At 70.7% G+C, this 20,375-nt stretch carries 20 protein-coding genes; 11 read left to right on the top strand and 9 right to left on the bottom strand.

The genetic code is table 11. The features are described 5' to 3' along the window. Position 1: 1 nt before the first annotated feature. Together ABZU72_RS04375 and ABZU72_RS04380 are read right to left on the bottom strand one after the other, a co-directional pair. Entirely contained in the window at positions 2 to 1,087 is a 1,086-nt protein-coding gene (locus tag ABZU72_RS04375; protein WP_355017683.1) for a CoA ester lyase, read from the bottom strand. A gap of 57 nt (positions 1,088 to 1,144) precedes the next feature. Beyond that, positions 1,145 to 1,279: a hypothetical protein gene (locus ABZU72_RS04380; RefSeq protein WP_355017684.1), complete on the bottom strand. Its 135-nt coding sequence runs from the start codon at positions 1,277 to 1,279 to the stop codon at positions 1,145 to 1,147. A gap of 70 nt (positions 1,280 to 1,349) precedes the next feature. Here ABZU72_RS04380 and ABZU72_RS04385 point away from each other — a divergent pair, with 70 nt between their 5' ends. After that, entirely contained in the window at positions 1,350 to 2,312 is a 963-nt protein-coding gene (locus tag ABZU72_RS04385) for a helix-turn-helix domain-containing protein (protein ID WP_355017685.1), read from the top strand. A gap of 72 nt (positions 2,313 to 2,384) precedes the next feature. Here ABZU72_RS04385 and ABZU72_RS04390 read toward each other — a convergent pair whose 3' ends face one another. Genes ABZU72_RS04390 through ABZU72_RS04405 form a run of 4 tightly spaced genes read right to left on the bottom strand, consistent with a single transcriptional unit; the run spans position 2,385 to position 7,038 of the window. Continuing rightward, positions 2,385 to 2,924 carry a DUF1992 domain-containing protein gene (locus ABZU72_RS04390; RefSeq protein WP_355017686.1) on the bottom strand — a complete coding sequence of 180 codons (540 nt, stop codon included), beginning with the start codon at positions 2,922 to 2,924 and terminating at the stop codon, positions 2,385 to 2,387. A gap of 25 nt (positions 2,925 to 2,949) precedes the next feature. Then, a complete protein-coding gene (locus tag ABZU72_RS04395; protein WP_355017687.1) occupies positions 2,950 to 4,389 on the bottom strand; it encodes an MFS transporter in 1,440 nt (479 codons plus the stop codon). Further along, on the bottom strand, positions 4,386 to 5,690 hold the full coding sequence (locus ABZU72_RS04400) for a M20/M25/M40 family metallo-hydrolase (RefSeq protein WP_355017688.1): 1,305 nt from the start codon (positions 5,688 to 5,690) through the stop codon (positions 4,386 to 4,388). The genes ABZU72_RS04395 and ABZU72_RS04400 overlap by 4 nt, the downstream gene beginning before the upstream one ends. Before the next feature lie 52 nt (positions 5,691 to 5,742). Further along, the gene (locus ABZU72_RS04405; RefSeq protein WP_355017689.1) at positions 5,743 to 7,038 is read right to left on the bottom strand and encodes a C39 family peptidase; all 1,296 of its coding nucleotides are present in this window, start codon (positions 7,036 to 7,038) and stop codon (positions 5,743 to 5,745) included. A gap of 96 nt (positions 7,039 to 7,134) precedes the next feature. Between ABZU72_RS04405 and ABZU72_RS04410 the strand changes: the two genes are divergently transcribed. Then, positions 7,135 to 8,283 (top strand): GTPase, encoded by a 1,149-nt coding sequence (locus tag ABZU72_RS04410; protein WP_355017690.1) that lies wholly within the window; start codon positions 7,135 to 7,137, stop codon positions 8,281 to 8,283. Positions 8,284 to 8,292: 9 nt separating this feature from the next. Here the strand turns inward: ABZU72_RS04410 and ABZU72_RS04415 are convergent, their stop codons facing one another. Further along, positions 8,293 to 8,781 (bottom strand): helix-turn-helix domain-containing protein, encoded by a 489-nt coding sequence (locus tag ABZU72_RS04415; RefSeq protein ID WP_355017691.1) that lies wholly within the window; start codon positions 8,779 to 8,781, stop codon positions 8,293 to 8,295. A gap of 109 nt (positions 8,782 to 8,890) precedes the next feature. On the opposite strand from ABZU72_RS04415, the gene ABZU72_RS04420 reads away from it, so the two are divergent. Both ABZU72_RS04420 and ABZU72_RS04425 read left to right on the top strand, forming a co-directional pair. Next, the gene (locus ABZU72_RS04420; RefSeq protein ID WP_355017692.1) at positions 8,891 to 9,556 is read left to right on the top strand and encodes a dihydrofolate reductase family protein; all 666 of its coding nucleotides are present in this window, start codon (positions 8,891 to 8,893) and stop codon (positions 9,554 to 9,556) included. Next, on the top strand, positions 9,556 to 10,086 hold the full coding sequence (locus ABZU72_RS04425; RefSeq protein ID WP_355017693.1) for a dihydrofolate reductase family protein: 531 nt from the start codon (positions 9,556 to 9,558) through the stop codon (positions 10,084 to 10,086). The genes ABZU72_RS04420 and ABZU72_RS04425 overlap by 1 nt, the downstream gene beginning before the upstream one ends. Before the next feature lie 19 nt (positions 10,087 to 10,105). On the opposite strand, the gene ABZU72_RS04430 is transcribed toward ABZU72_RS04425, so the two are convergent. Further along, positions 10,106 to 10,534 carry a peptidoglycan-binding protein gene (locus tag ABZU72_RS04430; RefSeq protein WP_355017694.1) on the bottom strand — a complete coding sequence of 143 codons (429 nt, stop codon included), beginning with the start codon at positions 10,532 to 10,534 and terminating at the stop codon, positions 10,106 to 10,108. Positions 10,535 to 10,670: 136 nt separating this feature from the next. Here ABZU72_RS04430 and ABZU72_RS04435 point away from each other — a divergent pair, with 136 nt between their 5' ends. After that, complete coding sequence (locus ABZU72_RS04435) at positions 10,671 to 11,564, top strand: SDR family NAD(P)-dependent oxidoreductase (protein ID WP_355017695.1); 894 nt, start codon at positions 10,671 to 10,673, stop codon at positions 11,562 to 11,564. A gap of 1 nt (position 11,565) precedes the next feature. Here ABZU72_RS04435 and ABZU72_RS04440 read toward each other — a convergent pair whose 3' ends face one another. Continuing rightward, on the bottom strand, positions 11,566 to 12,162 hold the full coding sequence (locus tag ABZU72_RS04440) for a nitroreductase family protein (protein WP_355017696.1): 597 nt from the start codon (positions 12,160 to 12,162) through the stop codon (positions 11,566 to 11,568). 166 nt (positions 12,163 to 12,328) lie between these two features. Here ABZU72_RS04440 and ABZU72_RS04445 point away from each other — a divergent pair, with 166 nt between their 5' ends. The 6 genes from ABZU72_RS04445 to ABZU72_RS04470 all read left to right on the top strand — a co-directional run bounded on the left by ABZU72_RS04445 (position 12,329) and on the right by ABZU72_RS04470 (position 20,286). Next, on the top strand, positions 12,329 to 12,451 hold the full coding sequence (locus ABZU72_RS04445; RefSeq protein WP_350659950.1) for a hypothetical protein: 123 nt from the start codon (positions 12,329 to 12,331) through the stop codon (positions 12,449 to 12,451). Positions 12,452 to 12,590: 139 nt separating this feature from the next. Continuing rightward, positions 12,591 to 15,503, top strand: coding sequence for an AAA family ATPase (locus tag ABZU72_RS04450; RefSeq protein ID WP_355017697.1), 2,913 nt, complete (start codon positions 12,591 to 12,593; stop codon positions 15,501 to 15,503). A 90-nt stretch (positions 15,504 to 15,593) separates the two neighbouring features. Next, positions 15,594 to 15,734 (top strand): hypothetical protein, encoded by a 141-nt coding sequence (locus ABZU72_RS04455; protein ID WP_176883792.1) that lies wholly within the window; start codon positions 15,594 to 15,596, stop codon positions 15,732 to 15,734. A 59-nt stretch (positions 15,735 to 15,793) separates the two neighbouring features. Continuing rightward, positions 15,794 to 18,724 carry an AAA family ATPase gene (locus ABZU72_RS04460; RefSeq protein ID WP_355017698.1) on the top strand — a complete coding sequence of 977 codons (2,931 nt, stop codon included), beginning with the start codon at positions 15,794 to 15,796 and terminating at the stop codon, positions 18,722 to 18,724. A gap of 69 nt (positions 18,725 to 18,793) precedes the next feature. Next, positions 18,794 to 19,384: a hypothetical protein gene (locus ABZU72_RS04465; protein ID WP_355017699.1), complete on the top strand. Its 591-nt coding sequence runs from the start codon at positions 18,794 to 18,796 to the stop codon at positions 19,382 to 19,384. 50 nt (positions 19,385 to 19,434) lie between these two features. Next, positions 19,435 to 20,286: an aldo/keto reductase gene (locus ABZU72_RS04470; RefSeq protein ID WP_355017700.1), complete on the top strand. Its 852-nt coding sequence runs from the start codon at positions 19,435 to 19,437 to the stop codon at positions 20,284 to 20,286. Positions 20,287 to 20,375: the final 89 nt, after the last annotated feature.

Below are 20,375 nucleotides of genomic sequence, written 5' to 3' on the forward strand. Positions count from 1 at the left end.
CTCAGTCCTCGATCTCGATGGCGGCGTAGAGCTCCTTGAGCTTCGGGTCGATGGCGGCCAGCTCCTCGGCGAGGTCGACGAGCACGAGGCACTGCTTGAGGCTGGCGTCGTCCTCCATCTTGCCGTCGAGCATGACCGCGCCGGTGCCGTCGCCCATGGCGGCGACCACGCGACGCGCGTGCTTGATGTCCTCGACGCTGGGGGAGAAGACGCGGTTGGCGATCTCGATCTGCTTGGGGTGCAGGCTCCAGGTGCCGACGCAGCCGAGCAGGAACGCGTTGCGGAACTGGTCCTCGGCCGCGACCACGTCGGTGATGTCGCCGAACGGGCCGTAGTAGGGGTAGATCCCCGCCGCGGCGCAGGCGTCGACCATCTTCGCGATCGTGTAGTGCCACAGGTCCTGCTGGAAGACCGCGCGGGTGCCGTGGATGTCAGGCCCTCCATCAGGCCCAGTGACCGGGTCCTGGCGGACCAGGTAGCCCGGGTGGCCGCCACCGACGCGGGTGGTCTTCATCTTGCGGTCGGCCGCGAGGTCGGCCGGGCCGAGGCTGATGCCCTGCATGCGCGGGGAGGCGAGCGCGATCTCCTCGACGTTGGCCACGCCGCGCGCGGTCTCGAGGATGGCGTGGATGAGGATCGGCTTCTGTACGCCGCCCTTGGCCTCGAGCTGCGCGAGCAGCCGGTCCACGTAGTGGATGTCCTCGGGGCCCTGCACCTTCGGCACCATCACGACGTCGAGCTTGTCGCCGATCTCGGTGACCAGGGTGACCAGGTCGTCGAGCACCCACGGGGAGTCGAGCGAGTTGATCCGGGTCCACAGCTGGGTCTTGCCGAAGTCAGTCTCGGAGGCGATCTTCACCAGACCCTCGCGCGCGGCGACCTTGTTGTCGGCCTTGACGGCGTCCTCCAGGTTGCCGAGGAGCACGTCGACGGTGCCGACCATGGCGGGCACCTTGGCCGCCATCTTCGGGTTCGACGGGTCGAAGAAATGGATCGCACGACTCGGCCGTGCCGGGATCTCCCGCAGTGGTGCGGGAGCGCCCACCGCCAACGGTGCGAAGAAGTCCTTGGGGCTCTTGTGACTCATGCCGGTCACCCTAACGGCCGGCGGTTACCGGCCGGTAGGCGTCTCGGCTTGTAACGATCACGACCGACGTCGGGAGGGATGGTCCTTCGGAACCTGGGCGCCGTGACGGATCCGGGCGCCGGCGTCGAATCCGGCGAGGACGGAGCGGACGGTGGCGCGGACCTTGCTGGGGTTCTTCTTGTAGTTGGTCATGACTCCAGCGTGCTCTCGCGGAGCGCTGAGGAGGAGTGGCAGGATTGACTAAGAGTGATAGATTCTTGCCATGCCTGTGAAGCCGTCCATCGCCATCCCGATCGTCGACGGGATGACCCTGTTCGAGATCGGGATGCCGCTCGAGGCGCTCGGCTACGACTGGGACCACGACGCCAGCCCGCTCTACGACGTGGTGCTGTGCGGCGACCTGCGTGGGGTGCGCGTCCACGGTGGACCGCGGCTGACGCCGCAGCGGCCGATGGCCGCGCTGGCCGAGGCCGGAACGGTCCTGGTCCCGGCGATCCGACCGGGCGAGCCGGTCAGTCCGACGCTGGTCCGGGAGCTGCGCCGCGCCGCCGCGGGCGGTGCCCGGATGGTCTCGCTGTGCACCGGCGCCTTCGCCCTGGCCGAGGCGGGGCTGCTCGACGGTCGCCGCGCCACGACCCACTGGCGGTGGGCGGAGCTGTTCCGGCGTACGTTTCCGCAGGTCGACCTCGACCCGCGGGCGATCTACGTCGACGACGGCGTGCTGACGAGCGCGGGCTCGGCCGCAGGTCTGGACCTGTGCCTCCACCTGATCCGTACCGACCACGGCCAGCATGCCGCCAACACGATCGCCCGGAACCTGGTCATCGCCTCGCACCGCGACGGCGACCAGGCACAGTACGTCGCTGCCGACCCGCTCACCGAGCAGGCCCACTGGCTCGACGAGCTGCGCACCTGGCTCCGGGCCAACCTGCACGAGGACATCACCCTCGAGCGACTGGCGGCGGCTGCCGCGGTCTCCCCGCGCACCCTCGCCCGGCGCTTCGAGCGCGACCTCGCCACCACCCCGATGCGCTGGGTCACCGCCGAGCGCATCGCGGTCGCCAAGACCCTCCTCGAGACCACCGACCTGCCGATCGAGCGGATCAGCCACGAGTCCGGCTACTACTCACCGGTGACCTTCCGGGCGGGCTTCACCGCGGAGGTCGGCGTGACCCCAGCCCGCTACCGGCAGCGGTTCTCGCACCGCCGAGAGGTCAGAATCTGACGTCGAAGCGTCGATTTCTGACGTCGAGTGGTCCATTCACCGTCAGAAATCGACTTCTCGGGGATTGAGTGCTCAGTGGCGGCGCCACCAGGGTCGTTTTCGGGGCTGCCGGCTGCGTACTTCCTTGGCGGCTGCCACTCGGGCGGCCCGGCGGTCGCGCCAGGCATCGAGCGTGGCGTCGACGTCGCGGGGCATGGTGATCAGCGGCGGGCCCTCGGGCGCGCCATAGCGGGCCGCGATGACGCGCTCGTTGAACTCCTCGACGATCCTGCGGGCGCCGTCCTCGGTGGTCTGGGTGTCGAGGAGATCGTTGAGCTCGGCGTCGTCCTTGCGGAGCTGGACGGACCGGGGGAGCACGACGATCTGCTCGCGCTCGATGAGCTGCTTGACCCACCAGTCGGGATCGTGGTCGCGGTCGAGGTTCTTGATCGGCTTGCCGGCGCCGGGCAGGTCGTCGAACTCGCCGCGCTGGATCGACTGCTGCACCTGGAGGTCGACCCACTTGGTCTGGTTCTCGATCCGGGCGGCTGCCGCCGCCTTGCTTGCAGCGTCCGAGAGAGGGGGCACCTCAGTCTCCGGGCGCTCCTCGGGCCGGTCCTCGCTCGTGTGCACGTGATCACCTCCAGCGCGGGGAAGTTTACCCAGCGCTGGTTGTGCGGCGGGGCAGCAGGAGCAGCAGCCCGGCGACGAGAGCGGTGACGCCGCACACCGCCCACACCGTGAGGTAGCCCGAGAGCGGCGCGTGCGCCTCGCCGGTGATCGATCCGTCCGCAGCGAGCGCGATCGCGAAGACCGCGGAGGCGATGGCGCCGCCGACGGTCTTGGTGGCGTTGGTCATGCCGGTCGCGAACGCGGTGCGGGAGGACGGCGCGGCCGCGGCGGCGGCCGCCGGCAGCGAGGCGACCAGGGCACCCGAGCCGAGCCCGACGACGGCCATGTTGAGGAGTCCCTGGCCGGTGGAGTCATGGAACGGGAGCCACATCAGATAGCCGGTGGCGACCAGGAAGCAGGCGACCGCCTGGGCCCGCACCGGCCCGAGGAACCGCGCCCACAGCGGCAGGGTGAAGGCGGAGATCGCCATCGCGATGACGTACTCCGCGATCAGCAGCGACACGAACGCCGCGTCCGCGCCCAGCCCGAAGCCGGCCTCGGCGGGATCGGTGCGCGCGAAGGTCGACAGCGGGATCTGCGCTCCCAGCACCGACATCCCGAACAGGAACGCGGTCAGCTGGATCGGCCACTGCCCGCGCGAGACCAGCAGACGTACGTCGATCAACGGCTCGGGCCCGCCGGCATCGTCCAGCGCGGTCTCGATGCGCCAGAACGGGACCAGCGTGAGCAGCCCCAGGACCACGAGGGCCCAGGCGAGGAGAGACCCGGCCCCGAGGACGCGTACGCCGACCAGGCCGGCCATGACCAGGCCGAGCACGAGGGTCAGCACCGTCAGCCCGAGCCAGTCGAAGGCGCCGCCGCTGGTGCCGGAGTCGGGCTCGATGCCGACAGCGATGACGACGAAGACAGCGGTCACGGCCACGGCCGGGAAGGAGAGGATCGCCCACATCGGGAGCACCCCGACGAGGGCGCCGGCGGCGATCGCGCCGATGATCACCGAGAGCTGCAGCGCGCCGACCAGGACACCGGCGGCCCGGCGGGTCAGGGCGGTGTCGCCGCCCGTGCGCTTGTGGACGATGGCGACCTCGAGCGGCAGCCAGATGACGTAGGCGCCCTGGATCGACCAGGCGACCAGGAACGAGCCGAAGTCGGGAGCGACCACGGTCCACCAGGTGGCGAGCGCGGTGATGCCGGTCGCGAGCAGCAGCACCTTCTTGTGGCCGATCAGGTCGCCGAGCCGGGCGAGCGGCGGCACGCACAGCGCGGAGACGATCAGCTGCCCGGCCTCGAGCCAGTTGAGGTCGGCGTCGGAGACGCCGAGATGGTCGGCGAGATCGGAGAAGATCGGGGTGTAGTAGCCCTGCAGGATGCCGCTGGCGAACTCGACGGCCACCAGGAAGCCGACGATCACCCAGATTCCGCGGGCGGCCTTCTCGACGCCGGTGCGCTGACGTTCGGTGGTCACAGTGACTCGATCAACCTTCGGTAGAAGCGGATCCCGTCGAGGTAGTCATCGACCCTGATGTTCTCGTCGGCGGCGTGGATGGTGGCACGCTGGGCAGCGGTCATCCGGAACGGCGCGAACCGGTAGACCCGGTCGCTGATCTCGTAGAAGAAGCGGGAGTCGGTCGCGGCCATGACCGTGTAGGGAGCCGGTACGGCCTCCGGGAAGATCTCCGCGATGGTGTCGGTGACCAGCAAGAACGCCTCGTCGCGAGGGGAGACCGGCGACGGCTCCCCGGCCCGGACGACCTCGATCTCGACCTGCTTGTCGCCGATCGCGGCACGCAGCCGCTCGACGACCTCGGCGACCGTCTCGCCGACCATGATCCGCAGATTGACCCCGGCCGAGGCGGCCGAGGCGATGACGTTGGCCGCCGGGCTGCCCTCGAGCGTCGTGATCGCGACGGTGGTACGGGTCAGCGCGGCCGGCTCGGGTCCGAGCCGGGTCAGCAGCCGAGCCAGAGCCGGCGCCAGCCGGCCGGCGTTGGCCAGCACGGGTCGCATGGGCTTGGCTGCGTACGGGGCGATCTGCTCGAACATCTCGACCGTCGGAGCCGGCAGCCGGACCGGCATCGACATCCGGTCGAGCCGGGTGATCGCGCGGGCCAGCCGCGCGGTCGGACCGTTCTGGCGTGGGGTGGAGGAGTGGCCGCCGTCGCCGGTCACCTTGAGGCGTACGTCGGTGGTGCCCTTCTCGGCGACGCCGACGACCCCGATCGGCGCCGCGACGCCCGGGAACGCGTCGAAGGCGACCGCGCCGCCCTCGTCGAGCACGAACCACGGCTCGACCCCCTGGTTCCGGAGCTCCTGGACCGCCGCCCGCGCGGCCGCGCCGGTCGTCTCCTCGTCGGAGCCGAACGACAACCACACGTCGTACGCCGGCTCGAACCCGTCCGTGAGCAGCCCCTCGACCGCGGCGCAGATCGCAACCAGCTGCCCCTTGTCGTCGAGGGTGCCGCGCCCGTGGATCACCCCGTCGACGATCTCGCCGCCGAACGGGTCGTGGGTCCAAACGCCGGCGATCGGGACGACGTCCTGGTGGGCCATCAGCACGACCGGCTTCTCGGCCGAGGCGCCGGGCCAGCGGAAGAGGAGCCCGTGCTCGCCGACCGGGGTGAGGTCGAGGGTCGCGTGCAGCAGCGGGAAGTGCTCGCGCAGCGCCTCGTGGAGCTGCTCGAATGCCTGGGTCTCTGCGCCGGAGCCGTCGTTGACGGTCGGGGCTCGAAGTGCGGCCTGAAGAGCGGCGACGGCATCGAGTGTCATGGCCGCAACCTAGTCGGCGACGGTGGCGTGGATCACCGTGGTGGCGTCTCCGTCACCAGTTTGTAGCCTTCTGTGCGCCGGGCAGCCGCACGTCGCGCGGGTGGATGACGTAGGTGATCCCGTCGGTCGAGGTCTGCCAGACCCGCTCGAAGTTCTCGCGGGTGTAGACGTTGCGCACCTCGTCGTTGGAGGAGTGGTTGGGGTCGTAGACGATCGGGTCGCCCTCGGCGGTGAAGCCGCCGATGACCAGCAGGTGGCCGTCGGTGCCGTAGCCCGACTCCGGCATCTCCTCGAGCTCCCAGTTGGCGGAGACGACCAGCGGGAAGCCGGCCGCCACCAAGGCCTCGGCCTCGGCCAGCGAACGCAGCCGGGTCACCAACCCGTCCAGGCCCCAGCGGCCGGCGTAGGCGGTGTTGAACGGCCAGTTGCCCGCGCCCTCGTAGGCGTAGTCCCAGGTGTTGATCGCGGCGTAGGCGACCTGCGGGTCGCCGTTGGGCGCCTCGATGTCCGTCAGCTCGCCCGCCGGGACCTCGTGACCCCAGTGGTACTGCACCATCGTCGTCGAGGTCGGTGAGCACCAGACCTGGCCGCCGCCACCGAAGTCCGGGTATTCGCCGCGGTGGATGTTCTGGCTGAACGGCGGGACACGGAGGTCGATCGCGTCGTCGAGGGTCGGTGTGCTGGTGCCGGGGTAGGCGGAGTCGGGCAGGTATTCGTTGGTCAGCGTCGAGACCGTTCGCAGGCTGGGGGAGACGGTCGCGCCCTCGGGGCGCAGCAGGGTGACCCTGGTCTGGAACGCCTCGGGCTCCTTGCCGGTCCTGGCGACGTACGTGTCGGTGTAGAGCGCCGCGTCGGTGTCGCTCTGTCCCTCGACGGAGGTGCGGTGGATGTCGCCGGCCGCGAAGTCGTCGCCGGCCGTCCAGCGACCCATCACGAACCACTTCGTCCAGGTGCCGTCCGCCTTCCGGCCGCGGAACCGGATCTCGGCCCAGGTGCCGGTCGGGGTGTCGACGTCCCACGAGGTGACCGACTCGTCGATCGGGTATCCGGTCTTCACCACGGGCGAGGTCCAGGTGCCGTACTCGTACGTCTTCGCCGAGCCGTCGCCGAACGGGTCGGCGTAGGTCGTCGTCTCGCTGCCGCGGCCGATCCGGAGGGTGCCGTGCCGGTCGGGGCGCAGGTTGCTCGACCTGCCCTTCGCGAAGTCGTCGAGACTGTTCCACCGGGTGAGGGTGATATCGGTGGGCTGGGTCCCCGGCTCGGCCGCGTGGACCGGAGTCGTGGGCGCGACCAGGACGACTGCGGCGGCGAGGGCGGCAACGTACGCGAGGCGAGACCGTGGGCTCATGCCCGGCACGCTATTCCTCCTCGGAGGCCCCTGCCATGACAATTCAGATGTCCGACTCCCCGGAAACTTCGCTGCGGGCTGGCATCCTTGGTCGACGTGAACAACTTCGCATCCGACGGCTGGTTCAAGGACGAGTTCCACAAGAGGTATTCCGAGTCGGCCAAGGAGATCGGCCGGTTCAACCTCGCCGTCTTCGGCAAGACCGGGGTCGGCAAGTCGACGCTGGTCAACGCCGTCTTCGGGGCGGAGGTGGCGAAGACCGGGATCGGCGAGCCGGTGACGAAGGAGTCGACGCTCTACCTACACACCAGCGGCTTCTTCGGGCTGCTCGACACCCAGGGCCTGGAGATCGGCATCGAGGGCGACCGGGTGATCAAGGATCTCGCCAAGCTGATCCAGGAGCGACGCCGCAAGCCGCAGTCCGAGCAGATCCACGTCGCCTGGTACGCCGTACGTTTCGCCGACCGCCGCTTCGAGGACACCGAGGCCGCGTTCATCCAGAAGCTCGCCGACCTGGGGCTGCCGGTCGTGCTGGTGATGACCCAGGTGCCGACCTCGCCGACCGGTGCCTTCCACCCGGACGCGGTCGAGTTCGCCCAGCAGATCGACGCGCGTGGACTGCCCGTGCACGGGGCGCGGGTCTACCTGACCAACGCCAAGGCCGACGACTTCTCCGGCCAGCAGGTCCACGGGCTGCAGGAACTCGTTGATGCCACCTTTCGATGCGCGCCTGCAGGGGTCGAGGAGGCCCTCACCGCGGCGCAGAGGGTGGATCTCAAGCGTAAGCAGGAGCAGGCGAACACCGTGATCGCGGGTGCCGCGACGGCGGCCGGGGCGGCCGGCGCCACTCCGATCCCGTTCTCCGACGCGGTCGTCCTGGTGCCGATCCAGCTCGGGATGATGGCGCGCATCTCGGCGATCTACGGCATCGAGGTGGACAAGGCCGCGATGGCCTCGATCGCGGCCACCGCGGCCGCCACCCAGGCCGGCCGCACCGTGGCCGGCAACCTGCTCAAGATGATCCCCGGGTTCGGCACCGTCGGCGGTGGGGCGATCAACGCCACCGTCGCGGCGGGCTTCACCGGCGCGATCGGCGCCGCCTGGTCGGCCGTCTGCGTCAAGCTCGGCGAGGGCAAGCTGCGCGGGGTCAACGGGGCCCTGGACACCGAGAGCATCAGGACGCTCTTCCTCGACGAGCTGAAGAACCAGATCTCGAGGCTGAAGCTCCACGGCAAGGAGAAGTGAGGCCTCGGCTCACTCCGCCATGGCCGCCTCGTACGCCGCGGCGAGCTGCTCGCTCGCCCGCGGGGCGTCCGGGTCGGGCCGCGGCGTCCCCAGGTGGAGCTCGCGCAGCTCGTCCATGAACGACGCCACCATCTCGGGGCCGGCATCGCGCAGCAGCTCGGCACGGACCCGGAGCTGCCGGGTGCCGTCGCGGTGGGCGAGCCCCCAGTTGCCGAGGGCGACCATGATCGGCAGCGTCTGGATGCCTGCCTCGGTCAGCGCGTAGGCGGCCTTCTGGCCGCGGCCGGCCTCTTCCTTGGTGAGCAGGCCGCCGTCGACGAGCTTCTTCAGCCGGCTGCTGAGGATGTTGGACGCGATGCCCTCCTCGGAGCTGCCGAGCAGCTCGCGGAAGTGGCGACGGTTTCCGAACATCACGTCGCGCAGCACGATCACCGACCAGGGGTCCCCGAAGACCTCCACGGCTGCGTTGATCGGGCACCCCGATCTGGGCTGGCTCACTCGGTGTCTCCTGCACTCGGAAATAGTGGTTGCAATCTGCAATCGGAAAGTCTACCCTCGACGCCAGTGATTGCAAAGTGCAATCACTCTTGATTCGAGGGAGATCGACATGTCACGCGTACGTGCTCACAACATCGGCATCTCGCTGGACGGCTTCGCCACCGGCGAGGGCCAGAGCCTGGAGGCTCCGTTCGGTCACGCCGGCCACCGGCTGTTGGAGTGGTTCTTCCCGACCGCGACGTTCCAGGCCGCCACCGGCGTTCGGGAGCGCGTCGAGGTAGACCCGGCCGCCGAACCCGACGACGTCTTCGCCAGGCGGTCCTGGGAAGGCATCGGTGCCGAGATCATGGGTGCCGGCAAGTTCGGCCCTCCCGGATGGCAGGACGACGCCGACTGGACCGGCTGGTGGGGAGTGGAGCCGCCGTTCCACACACCCACCTACGTCCTGACGCATCAGCCCCGCGAGTCGATCGAGAAGAAGGGCGGCACCGTCTTCCACTTCCGCGACGCGCCCATCGAAGAGGTGCTGGCCGAGGCGCAGGAGGCAGCCGCCGGCCAGGACGTACGCATCGGCGGCGGGCCGTCCTCGCTCCGGGACTTCCTGGCAGCCGGTCTCGTCGACCACCTGCACGTCGCCGTCGTCCCGATCATCCTGGGCCGTGGCGTACGGCTGTGGGAGGGGTTGGAGGCGCTGGAGGACGGCTACGAGGTGGCCTCGACCACCACGCCGAGCGGCGTCACCCACGTCACCTTCGACCGGAAGCAGGCCATGTGATGGGCGGCAAGGTGCTGTGGCACTTCTCGATGTCGCTCGACGGGTTCGTCGACGGACGCGAGCCGGGGATGGCGTGGCTGAGCGACGTCACCGGCCCACCCGGTGTCGAGGAGGCGTACTCCTCGCAGCTCGGCGCCGTCCTGGGTGGGCGCAACGGTCACGACGCCTACCCCGACGCGATGCCGTACGGCGACTGGGAGGGGCCGGTCTTCATCCTGACCCACCACCCCGAGGACGCCCGGCCGCAGGAGCACGTCACCTTCCTCAGCTGCGACGTCGGGGAGGCACTGCGGATCGCGGTCGAGGCGGCCGATGGGAAGAACGTCGAGGTCCATTCCGCGGACATCGGCCGCCAGCTCCTCGAACGCGGCCTGATCGACCAGATCGACCTGCACGTCGCGCCGGTCCTCCTGGGCGACGGCATCCGCCTCTACGAGAACCCCGGCGGCGAGCCGATCCGGCTGCACAACCTCATCGGCGACGATCCGCACCTGGAGGTCGACCTCCGCTACGCGCCGGTGCGCCCGTGACGCCCTGGGGTCGGCGGTCTCAGACCCGGCAACCGGCTGCTCGAGCGACGGCGAAGGGGTAGGACTGCGCCGGACCGGTGCCGTAGTAGTACGGCGAGCACAGGTAGGCCCAGGTCCTGGGGCCGACGACGCCGTCCACCACCACCGAGGAGTCCCAGTAGCGCCACGACGTCTGACGCGCGACCACGGCCTGCCGCGTCAGGTTGCCGTACGCTCCGTCGACCGCCAGGTCGATGCCGGGCTGCCAGTTGAGCAGCGTCTGGATGTAGCTGACACACGTGCCGTTGCCGCCGTAGGAGTAGTTGTACGACGTGCAGGTCGCGGCGTGGGCCGGTGTCGGGGCGGCCACGCCGGCGACGGCTGCGCCGGTGATCGCGATGAGGGTCGCAGAGACGATCCCGGCGATCCGCCGCTTCCACGTACGCGGGACGATGCTGGTGGTTGACATGTTCTCTCCTGGGATCGTGCGGTGGTGTCGGCTTCGGGCCGACATCTCGACGCGTCACGCTAAACGCCTCATACCTGGGCCGGCACCCAACGAATCCGCGGAAACGAACCCCAGTCGAGGTCGCTAGGGTGCGGGAGTGGTCAGCCTGTTCTCGCTTCCGCTCCTGCAGACGCCGCGCGCCCGGGTGGCGCGCACGATCCGGGCCGTGACCGGTGCTCCCGGCCCTCTCGCGGGCCGCACGGTGCTGATCACCGGCGCCAGCTCCGGTATCGGTGAGGCGACGTCGTACGCCGCGGCTCGACGTGGCGCGCACGTGCTCCTCGCCGCCCGCCGGGCCGAGGAGCTCGAGCGGGTGCGGAAGACCATCGAGGAGAGCGGCGGGCGGGCGTCGACCTACCTCGTCGACATGGCCGACGGTGACTCGATCGACGCGCTGGTGGAGCAGCTGCTCGCCGAGCACGGGGCGGTCGACTACCTGGTCAACAACGCCGGCCGGTCGATCCGGCGGTCGCTGGAGCTGACCCACGACCGCTTCCACGACTTCGAGCGGATGATGGCGGTGAACTACTTCGGCGCGGTGCGGCTCACGATGGGCCTGCTGCCGGCGATGCGCGCCCAGCGGTTCGGCCACGTGGTCAACATCGTCACCTGGGGCAACCAGATCAAGGCCCCGAAGTTCGCGGCCTACATCGCCGCGAAGTCGGCACTCGACGTGTTCGGTCGGATCCTGAGCCGCGAGGCCTACTTCGAGAACGTGACCTGCACCAACATGCGCGTCGCGATCGTGCGTACGCCGATGATCACCCCGACCGCCGAGTACGAGGGCCGAGGCGAGAGCCCCGAGGAGTGCGCCGAGCGCGTCGTCCGGGCCCTCGAGGACCGGCCGGTGACGGTCGACGGCGCCTTCGGCTCGGTCTACGAGGTCCTCAACATCGTCACGCCGCGGCTGGCCGATCTCGCGATGGCGGTCTCGCATGTTCGTGGGTCGGACTCCGTTGCCGCCCGCGGGGCGGCTCGGACCACGGACTGAGTCACCAGCGACCGCGGTGGACGACGTCCTCCAGCGGGGTGCGCTTGCGGCGGGTGGGGGAGCCCTTGGCGCCGCCGGAGGCGGGGTGGCCGATGGTGACGGCGCCGATCGGGTCGAAGGCGTCGGGGATGTCGAACGCCTTGCGGACCGCGGCGTCGGACTCCGGCGGGATGCCGAAGTAGAGGGCGCCGAGGCCCTCGTCGACCACGGTCTGCAGGATCAGCATGGTCGCCATCGCGGTGTCCATGTGCCAGAACGGCATCGGCCAGTGGGCCTCGTCGCGGTCGGTCCAGCCCTTGTCGGGCTGCGCGTACCGGTCGAGGTAGGCCGCCTTGGAGGAGCACGGGATCACGATCACCGGGGCCTGCATCATCCCGGTCAGCCAATTGTCGGGGTTGTCGACGTCGGCCGTCGCCTCCCAGTAGCGGCGTACGTCCTCGGGGTTGTCGAGCACGAGGAACCCCCAGCCCTGGGAGAAGCCGGCCGACGGCGCCCGGGTGGCGTTGTGCAGGATCTTGTCGATCACCGCCGGGTCCACCGGATCGCCGGTGTAGTTGCGGACCATCTTGCGGCGACGTACGACCTCGGAGAACTCCATAGGCCCAGTGTCCCGTCTAAGGCGCGGAGCGCCTGCCCTAGGTCGGAAAGTAAGGCGCCCGGGTCGGTAAGTAGGGCGCGCGACCGATTCGGGTGCCTACCTCAGCGGAGGAGTGTTCTCGATGTCAGCAGGACATCCCAGCAGGACAACTCACCAGGAGATCGAGATGTACAGCACCGTAGGTTACGAAGCAGAGGTCAAGTACCGCCGCCAGCAGATCCAGAAGGACCTGGCCAAGCGCCAGCGGGCCAGCGAGGCTCGTCAGGCGCGACGCAACCGCACCCGCTGAGATGCGGGCGCGGGACCATCAACGCCGAGCAGGAGAGATCCCGCTCGGCGTTGCTTCATGTCCGGGGCACGGCAGTCTCGACCCCTGGGCCGACCCCTGGGCCGAGCCGGTGTTGTCGGAAGGCGCGATGATTGCGCCCATGGCGCAGAGTGCCGAGAGGCTGGTCGGACGTGATGCCGACCTGGAGACACTGGCGGGGCTGGTGGGGCTGGACGGCACCGCACAGCCGGGCGGACGTAGGCATGTCCTCCTCGCGGGCGACGCCGGTATCGGAAAGACCCGGATCCTGCGCGAGCTCCGCGGCCGTGCCGCCGCCGCCGACGGCAGGCAGGTGCTGGTCGGCCACTGCCTCGACTTCGGCGACAGCGCCGAGGCCTACCTGCCCTTCACCGAGATCCTCGACAACATCACCACCGCGCTGCCCGACGTGGTCGCGCAGGTCGCCGACGTACATCCGGCGCTCCTGCGGATGGCGCCCGTCGCTCGTGCGCTCGGCGGGGCTGACACCGCCGTCCAGGAGGCGCTCGACCGGGGCAACCTCTTCGCCGCGATCCACTCACTCCTGGAGCGCGCGGCCGAGAAGGCGCCGCTGCTGGTCATGGTCGAGGACACCCACTGGGCAGACCAGTCCACCCGTGACCTGCTGACCTTCCTCTTCACCCGGCCGTTCGACGGCCCGGTCACGATCCTCGCCTCCTACCGCGCCGACGATCTCCACCGCCGTCACCCGCTGCGCCGCCAGCTCGCCGAGTGGACCCGGCTGCCGTCCGTCGAGCGGTTCCACCTCGGCCGGCTCTCGGACGATGACGTACGCATCCTGGTCGGTGAGCTCGCCGGTGACCTCACCGACTGGGTCGACGTCGAGAGCGTCGTACGCCGCGCCGACGGCAACGCCTTCTTCGTCGAGGAGCTGGTGCAGGCCGCCGGTGCCGACGAGCTGCCCTGGGACCTCGCCGACCTGCTCCTGATCAGGCTGGACCAGCTCGACGCGACCGCGCGCGAGGTGGTCGACACCGCCAGCGCCGCCGGGCGCGACGTCAGCGACGAGCTCCTCGAGGCCGTCGCCGGTCTCGACCGCGCCACCCTCGACGCCGGGCTGAGGCAGGCGATCGAGCGCGCGATCCTGGTGCCGCGCGAGGACGGCTACTACGTCTTCCGGCACGCGCTGCTCGGCGAGGCCGTCTATGACGACCTGCTGCCGGGCGAGCGGGTCCGGCTCCATCAGCGGTACGTCGAGGCGCTGAGCAGCGACCTCACGACCGGCAGCGCGGCCGGTCTCGCCCGTCACGCCCGTCTTGCCGGCGACCACGAGACCGCGCTCGCGGCCGGGATCGCCGCCGGTGACGAGGCGGCCGCCGCCGGTGGTCCCGACGAGGCCTCACAGCACTATCAGCAGGCGATCGCCCAGCTCGCCGGTCGTGCCGACTCCGACCACGACACCCAGCGCCTCGTCGATCTGGTGGTCAAGGCCAGCGACGCGATGGTGGCCGCCGGGCACGCGGACCGGGCCGGGAAACTGGCCCGTGAGCAGCGGGAATCGCTCCCGGCCGACGCCCCCGGCCTATGGCGCGCGCAGCTGATGACGGTCGAGATCGAGACCAGCTTCGCCTACGTCAACGACGTCCGGGTGGGGGCGCTCGCGGAGAAGGCGATGGCCGAGCTGCCCGAGGACGCCCCGCCGTTGGTGCGGGCGCGACTGCTCGCGGCGTACGCCCGGTCGCTGATGATCTACCGCCGTCACGAAGACGCCGAACGAGCCGGCCGGGAGGCGCTGGCGCTGGCCGAGGAGCTCGGCCGGACCGGCCTCGCCGCGGAGGTCGCGGCGACGCTGGCCGGGTCGTGGGGGCGTCCGCCTCAGCTGTGGATCGAGCCGCTCCGTGAGGCGGTGGCGCGGGCCGCCAAGGTCGGCGCGCTGCACCCGGAGTTCCGCGCCCGGCTCCAGCTCGCCTTCGCCCTCGACGCGGCCGACCGTCGCGACGAGGCCGGCGAGAGCTACCGCAGCGCCTTCGAGCTCAGCGTGGAGCGGGGCGTCCCCTGGGCGCCGTACGCCTTCGACGCCCGGATCGCCTGGCTCGACTACCTCCACACCGCCGGCCGCTGGGACGAGGCGCTCGCGCTGACCGACGCGTACGGCATCCCGCCGGTGCTGTGGCCGTGGCTGGAGTCCAAGCGGCTGATGATCGAGCAGGCCCGCGGAGCCGACGTCGGCACCGAGGCGCGGCGGCTGCGGCCGTCGTGGAAGCAGGAGGTGGCCACCGCGAGCGAGTCGGCACCCGTGGAGATCCGGGCCGCCGCAGGTCGTGGAGACATCGACGGTGCGATCGAGGCCTACGACGCCGGCGTCGCGGCACTCACCACCGGCTGGGGAGAGTGGTTCGGCGCCCATGCCCGGCTCTCGGCGATCGCCGTCGGTGCGATCGGCTCCGCAGTCCCGGCCGTCCCCGTCGGTGCGCGCCCGCAGGTGATGGCGCAGGTCGACCGCATCCTCGAGGCCGGCACGCGGCCCGTCGAGACCGAGCAGCCCTGGGGGCTGGAGGGGCAGGCGTGGTCGGCGCGGCTGCGGGCCGAAGGGCTCCGTGCCCACTGGCTGGCCGGCATCTCCGTGCCCGAGCAGGCCGACCTCGTCGAGGCGTGGCGCGAGACCGTGGCCGCCTTCGAAGCCTTCCCGCACGTCCACGAGCTCGCCTGGTCTCGGGTCCGGCTCGCCGAGATCCTTCGCGCCGGTGGCGACACCGCCGGAGCTCGTGACCTGGCTGACCAGGCCAGGGAAGCGGCGAAGCGGCTCGGCGCTAGACCGCTCCTCGACCACCTGCTCACCCTCGGCACCACGCCACAGCGGTCGGCTGCCGGTCCCTCCGGCCAGCTGACCGCCCGGGAGAGCGAGATCCTCGCTCTGGTCGCCGCCGGGCGCAGCAACGGCGAGATCGGCAAGCAGCTGTTCATCTCGACCAAGACCGTCTCGGTCCACGTCTCCAACATCCTGGCCAAGCTCGGCGCCTCCGGCCGCACCGAGGCAGCGGCCATCGGCCGCCGCCGGGGGCTCGTGGAGTGACGCTGATCACGCCCGAATGAGGCACCCCTGACGTACGCCTAAGGCAGGCGCCTCATGCGTGGCGCTACCTCAGGAGCCGAGTCTGGATGCATGACTTACACCAACCAGATCAGCTACGACGCCGAGCTGGCGTACCGCCAGCAGAGCATTCGCCGCGCGACCGCGGCCGACCGTCTCGCCCGCCAGGTGAGGCGCCGCCGTCCCCGCCGGATGGACTCGATACACAACTGAGTCCCCGGAGGTCGGTAATGCGGGAGAATCCCGGGCCCGGAGGCGCGATGATGGGGGACATGGCGCAGAGTGCTCGGTCCTTCGTAGGTCGCGACTTCGAGTTGCAGACCGTCAGTGGGCTGCTCGGAGTCGCCTCGACAGGCTCGACCCCCGATGCCCGACGGCAGCACGTCCTCCTCGCCGGCGACGCCGGCGTCGGCAAGACGCGCCTGCTCACCGCGCTGCGCGACAGTGCCGTCTCCGACGGCTGGCAGGTGCACGCGGGACACTGCGTCGACTTCGGCGAGAGCGCCGTGGCGTACATGCCGTTCTCGGAGATCCTCGACCGCATCGTCGCGGACCTGCCCGACGTCGTCGAGCGGGTGGCGGCCGACTACCCGGCGCTGGCCAGGCTGAGGCCCGTACGCCGCGTGATGGGCGCCAACCAGGGAGCCGCCCCGACCGGCACCGACCGTGGGCAGCTCTTCGATGCCGTCCACACCCTCTTCGAGGCGGCCGCTGAGAAGGCGCCGTTGCTGGTCGTGGTCGAGGACACCCATTGGGCCGACCAGTCCACCCGCGACCTGCTGACCTACCTCTTCACCCGGCCCTACGTCGGCCCGGTCGCGATGGTCGCGTCCTACCGCGCCGACGACATCCACCGCCGGCACCCGCTGCGCCGCCAGGTCGGCGAGTGGGGCCGGCTGCCCGACGTCGAGCGGATCGTCCTCGAGCCGCTCTCCGACGACTCGGTGCGACTGCTGGTCCACGAGCTGGCCCCCGGCAAGGTCGACGCCGAACGAGTCGTACGCCGCGCCGAGGGCAACGCCTTCTTCGTCGAGGAGCTGGTGCAGGCCGGCTGCGACGAGGACCTCCCGGTCGACCTCGCCGACCTGCTGCTGGTGCGGCTCGACCGGCTCGACGGCTCGGCCCGGAGCGTGGTCCGCACGGCGAGCATCGCCGGTCGCCGGGTCACCCACGAGCTGCTCGCCGCGGTGACCGAGATGAAGACCGACGAGCTCGACGACGCGCTGCGCACCGCGGTCGAGCAGAAGGTGCTCGAGCCGACCGGCTCGCGCTACACGTTCCGCCACGCGCTGCTCGCCGAGGCGGTCTATGACGATCTGCTTCCCGGCGAGCGGGTTCGCCTGCACGCCCGGTTCGCCGAGGTGCTGAAGGAGGCACCTGGTCTGGGTGCGGCCGCGGAGCTCGCGCTGCACGCCAAGCACGCCGGGGACCTCGCGACCGCGCTACGGGCTCGCATCGCCGCGGCCGAGGAGGCTCGCAGCGTCAGTGGCGTGGGCGAGGCGGCCCACCACTACGAGAGCGCGCTGGGTCTCGCCGCGGACCCGAAGGTCGCCCACGCGGCCGCGGTCAACCTGGACCGGGTCTACGAGCGTGCCGCCGACACGCTCATCCTCGCCGGGCTGCCCTCACGGGCCGACGCGATCCTGGCCGAGCGTCTCGACGCCATCCCGGCCGGCCCGTCGGTGGGCCGCGCGCTGCTGCTGGCGACCCGGGCCGAGGCGGCCATCGCCATGGAGAACGGCGACCCGCTCACCCACTCCCACGACGCGATGGTCGCGCTCCCCGCCGACGCCGAGCCGAAGGCGCGGTGCGCGGTTCTCGCCGTGCGCACCCGGACGCTGGTCGCCTATCGCCGCAGCGAGGAGGCCGAGGCGGTCGGGCTGGAGGGCATCGAGATCGCCGAGCGGCACAGTCTCTCCAAGCTCGCCTCCGACATGGCCACCAGCCTGTCGATGCTCAAGGTCCGCACCCGCCGGGGTGGCGGCGACAAGGTCGAGGGCTTCCGCCAGGTGCTGCGCGAGACCATCGAGCAGGCGCGGCAGGTCGGTTCGACGTACGCCGTCAGCCGGGGATTGTTCGCGCTCGGCCGCTCCTATGACGAGGCCGGTGACTACGCGGAGGCGCTGAAGTGGTTCCGGGCGGTGCTCGATGACGCCGGCGGGGAGTCGCTGCAGTGGTCCATGTACCTCGCCGCGGCCCGAGCCGACATCGTCCGGATCCAGATGGTCCTGGGGGAGTGGGACGAGGCGCTCGCGCTGGCCGGCGGCAACCTGCCCGATGCGCCGCCGGTCCCGGTCGCGCTCCTCGACGTGCTCCGGATGATGATGGAGCAGGCACGGGGCGCGTCGGTCGGTGACGCCGCCGCGGAGCTGCGTCCGTTCTGGACCCAGGAGGGCCTGATCGCCCTCTACGGCTCGATCGTGGAGATGACCGCGTCGGCCCGTGGCGGCGACCCCGAGGGAGTGCTCGGGGTCTACGCGGACGCGGTAGAGACGCTCTCCCAGTTCTGGACCGAGTGGTTCGGCGGCCGGGTGCGGCTGGCGGTCGTGGCCGCCTCCGGGATCGCGCAGATGCTGCCCTCGCTGCCGGCCGCGCGCTGGCCCGCGTTGGTGGAGGCCGTCGACGGGCTGCACAGCGACGGCGAGCAGGTGGTCGCGCAGTACGAACCCGGAGAATGGGGTCCCGAGGGCCGCTCCTGGGCCGCCCGGCTGGAGGCGGAGGTGCTCCGCGTCCACTGGCTGGCCGGCATCGACGCCCCGCCTCAGGAGTCGCTGCTGGCGGCATGGGAGCGCGCCGAGCAGCAGGTCGAGGCCTACGGCGATGTCCCAGGTCTGGCCGCCGTCCGGACGACGTACGCCACCATCCAGCGGGCCACGGGCGACGTGGCCGGCTCGCGGGTGACCGCCGACAAGGCCCGGACGACCGCGAAGCGGCTCGGGCTGCAGCCGTTGCTCGACGAGCTGAGGTCGCTCGGTGCGACGGCGGTCAAGCAGCAGCAGGCGACGTCGACGTCCCTGACGCCGCGGGAGAGCGAGATCCTGACGCTGGTGGCCGCGGGACGCAGCAACGGCGAGATCGGCAAGCAGCTGTTCATCTCGACGAAGACGGTCTCAGTGCACGTCTCCAACATCCTCGGAAAGCTGGGCGCCGGGAGTCGCACGGAAGCGGCCGCCATCGCGCGCCGCCAGCAGCTGATCAGCTGAACCTGTGGTGCTCGACAGGAACGTGTGGCTCAATTGTCACCATCACCACGGGCGGGTCGAGGAGCAGATGTGAAGCAGGGCGGGCAGCACCCGATCGCAGCCGGAGTCACGGCGCTCGTCGCGGTCGCGGTCGGGGTGGGGCTGATCATCGGGATCGGGATGTTCGTCGGTGCCAACATCCTGGGCTTCGGTGGCGGCGGTGCCGCCGACGACCAGGCCACCGACCCGGACGCGGGTGCCTCGCTCTACGCCCCGTCGCCCAAGCCGACCAAGACCGCGAGCGGGCCGGCGATCACGCTCAACGCCTCGCCCACGAGCGCTCCGGAGAAGCAGGCGGCCTCCACGAGCCCGTCGCCGTCCAAGACCGTCGAGGAGAAGCCGGCGAAGAAGGAGATCACCCTCCAGGCCGGAATCGTCCAGGCGGAGCCGATGGAGCGGATCGACCTCAGCGGGATCTACCCGCGCGGCGAGGGCGCCATCCTCCGCCTGGAGCGCAACGACGGCCAGGGCTGGGAGGAGTTCGGGATCCCGGACGTACGAGTCACCGGCGAGCAGTTCTCCACCCCGATCCAGTCCGGCCGGATCGGGAAGCACAAGTTCCGGATGAAGGACATCGACACCGGCACGTACTCCAACGTGGTGACCGTGACGATCGGCTGAGATCGAACCGGGGATGGAATAGGCCATCGCACGCTTGGTTGTATGGGGATATGACGGTTCCCACGATCAAGCTCAATGACGGCACTTCGATCCCGCAGTTCGGTCTCGGCGTCTGGCAGGTTCCGCTGGACGAGACCGAGCAGGTGGTGAGCCAGGCTCTCGAGGTCGGCTACCGCCACATCGACACCGCGCAGATGTACCAGAACGAGGCCGGAGTCGGCGCCGCGCTGAAGAGCGCCGGACTCGCCCGCGAGGACGTCTACGTCACCACCAAGCTCAACAACTCCCAGCACGACCCGGTCAACGCGAAGGCATCGCTGGAGAGGTCCCTGGAGCTGCTCGGCCTGGACCGCGTCGACCTGTTCCTGATCCACTGGCCGCTGCCGACGCAGTACGACGGGACGTACGCGAAGACGTGGGAGGCCCTCGTCGGCCTCCGCGAGGAGGGCCTGACCACCTCCGTCGGCGTCTCCAACTTCCAGCCCGACCACCTCGACAAGATCGTCGCCGAGACCGGCGTCGCGCCCGCGGTCAACCAGATCGAGGTCCACCCCTACTTCGCCAACGAGGCCGCGCGCTCCGCCACCCTGGCCCACGGCGCGAAGGTCGAGTCGTGGTCCCCGCTCGGGCAGGGCGGCGGCGAGCTCGCCGACCCGGTGGTCGCCGAGATCGCCTCCGCCCACGGCAAGTCGCCCGCCCAGGTCCTGCTCCGTTGGCAGATCGACCGTGGCGACATCGTCTTCCCCAAGTCCGTACGCCGCGAGCGGCTCGAGGAGAACCTCGCGATCTTCGACTTCGAGCTGAGCGCCGACCAGGTCACCGCCCTCGCCGCCCTCGACAAGGGCGAGTCCGGCCGCTCCGGCCCCAACCCCGACACCTTCGACTGGATCCCGTCCTTCTGAGGATGCCCCGGCCGAGTCGGCCCGTCCTGACCCAAGCACACGCCGAGTCGGCTCGTCATGACGAGCCGACTCGGCATGATTTTGGCCGG

This window comes from Nocardioides sp. NPDC004968, from assembly GCF_040608935.1.
GTDB lineage: Bacteria > Actinomycetota > Actinomycetes > Propionibacteriales > Nocardioidaceae > Nocardioides.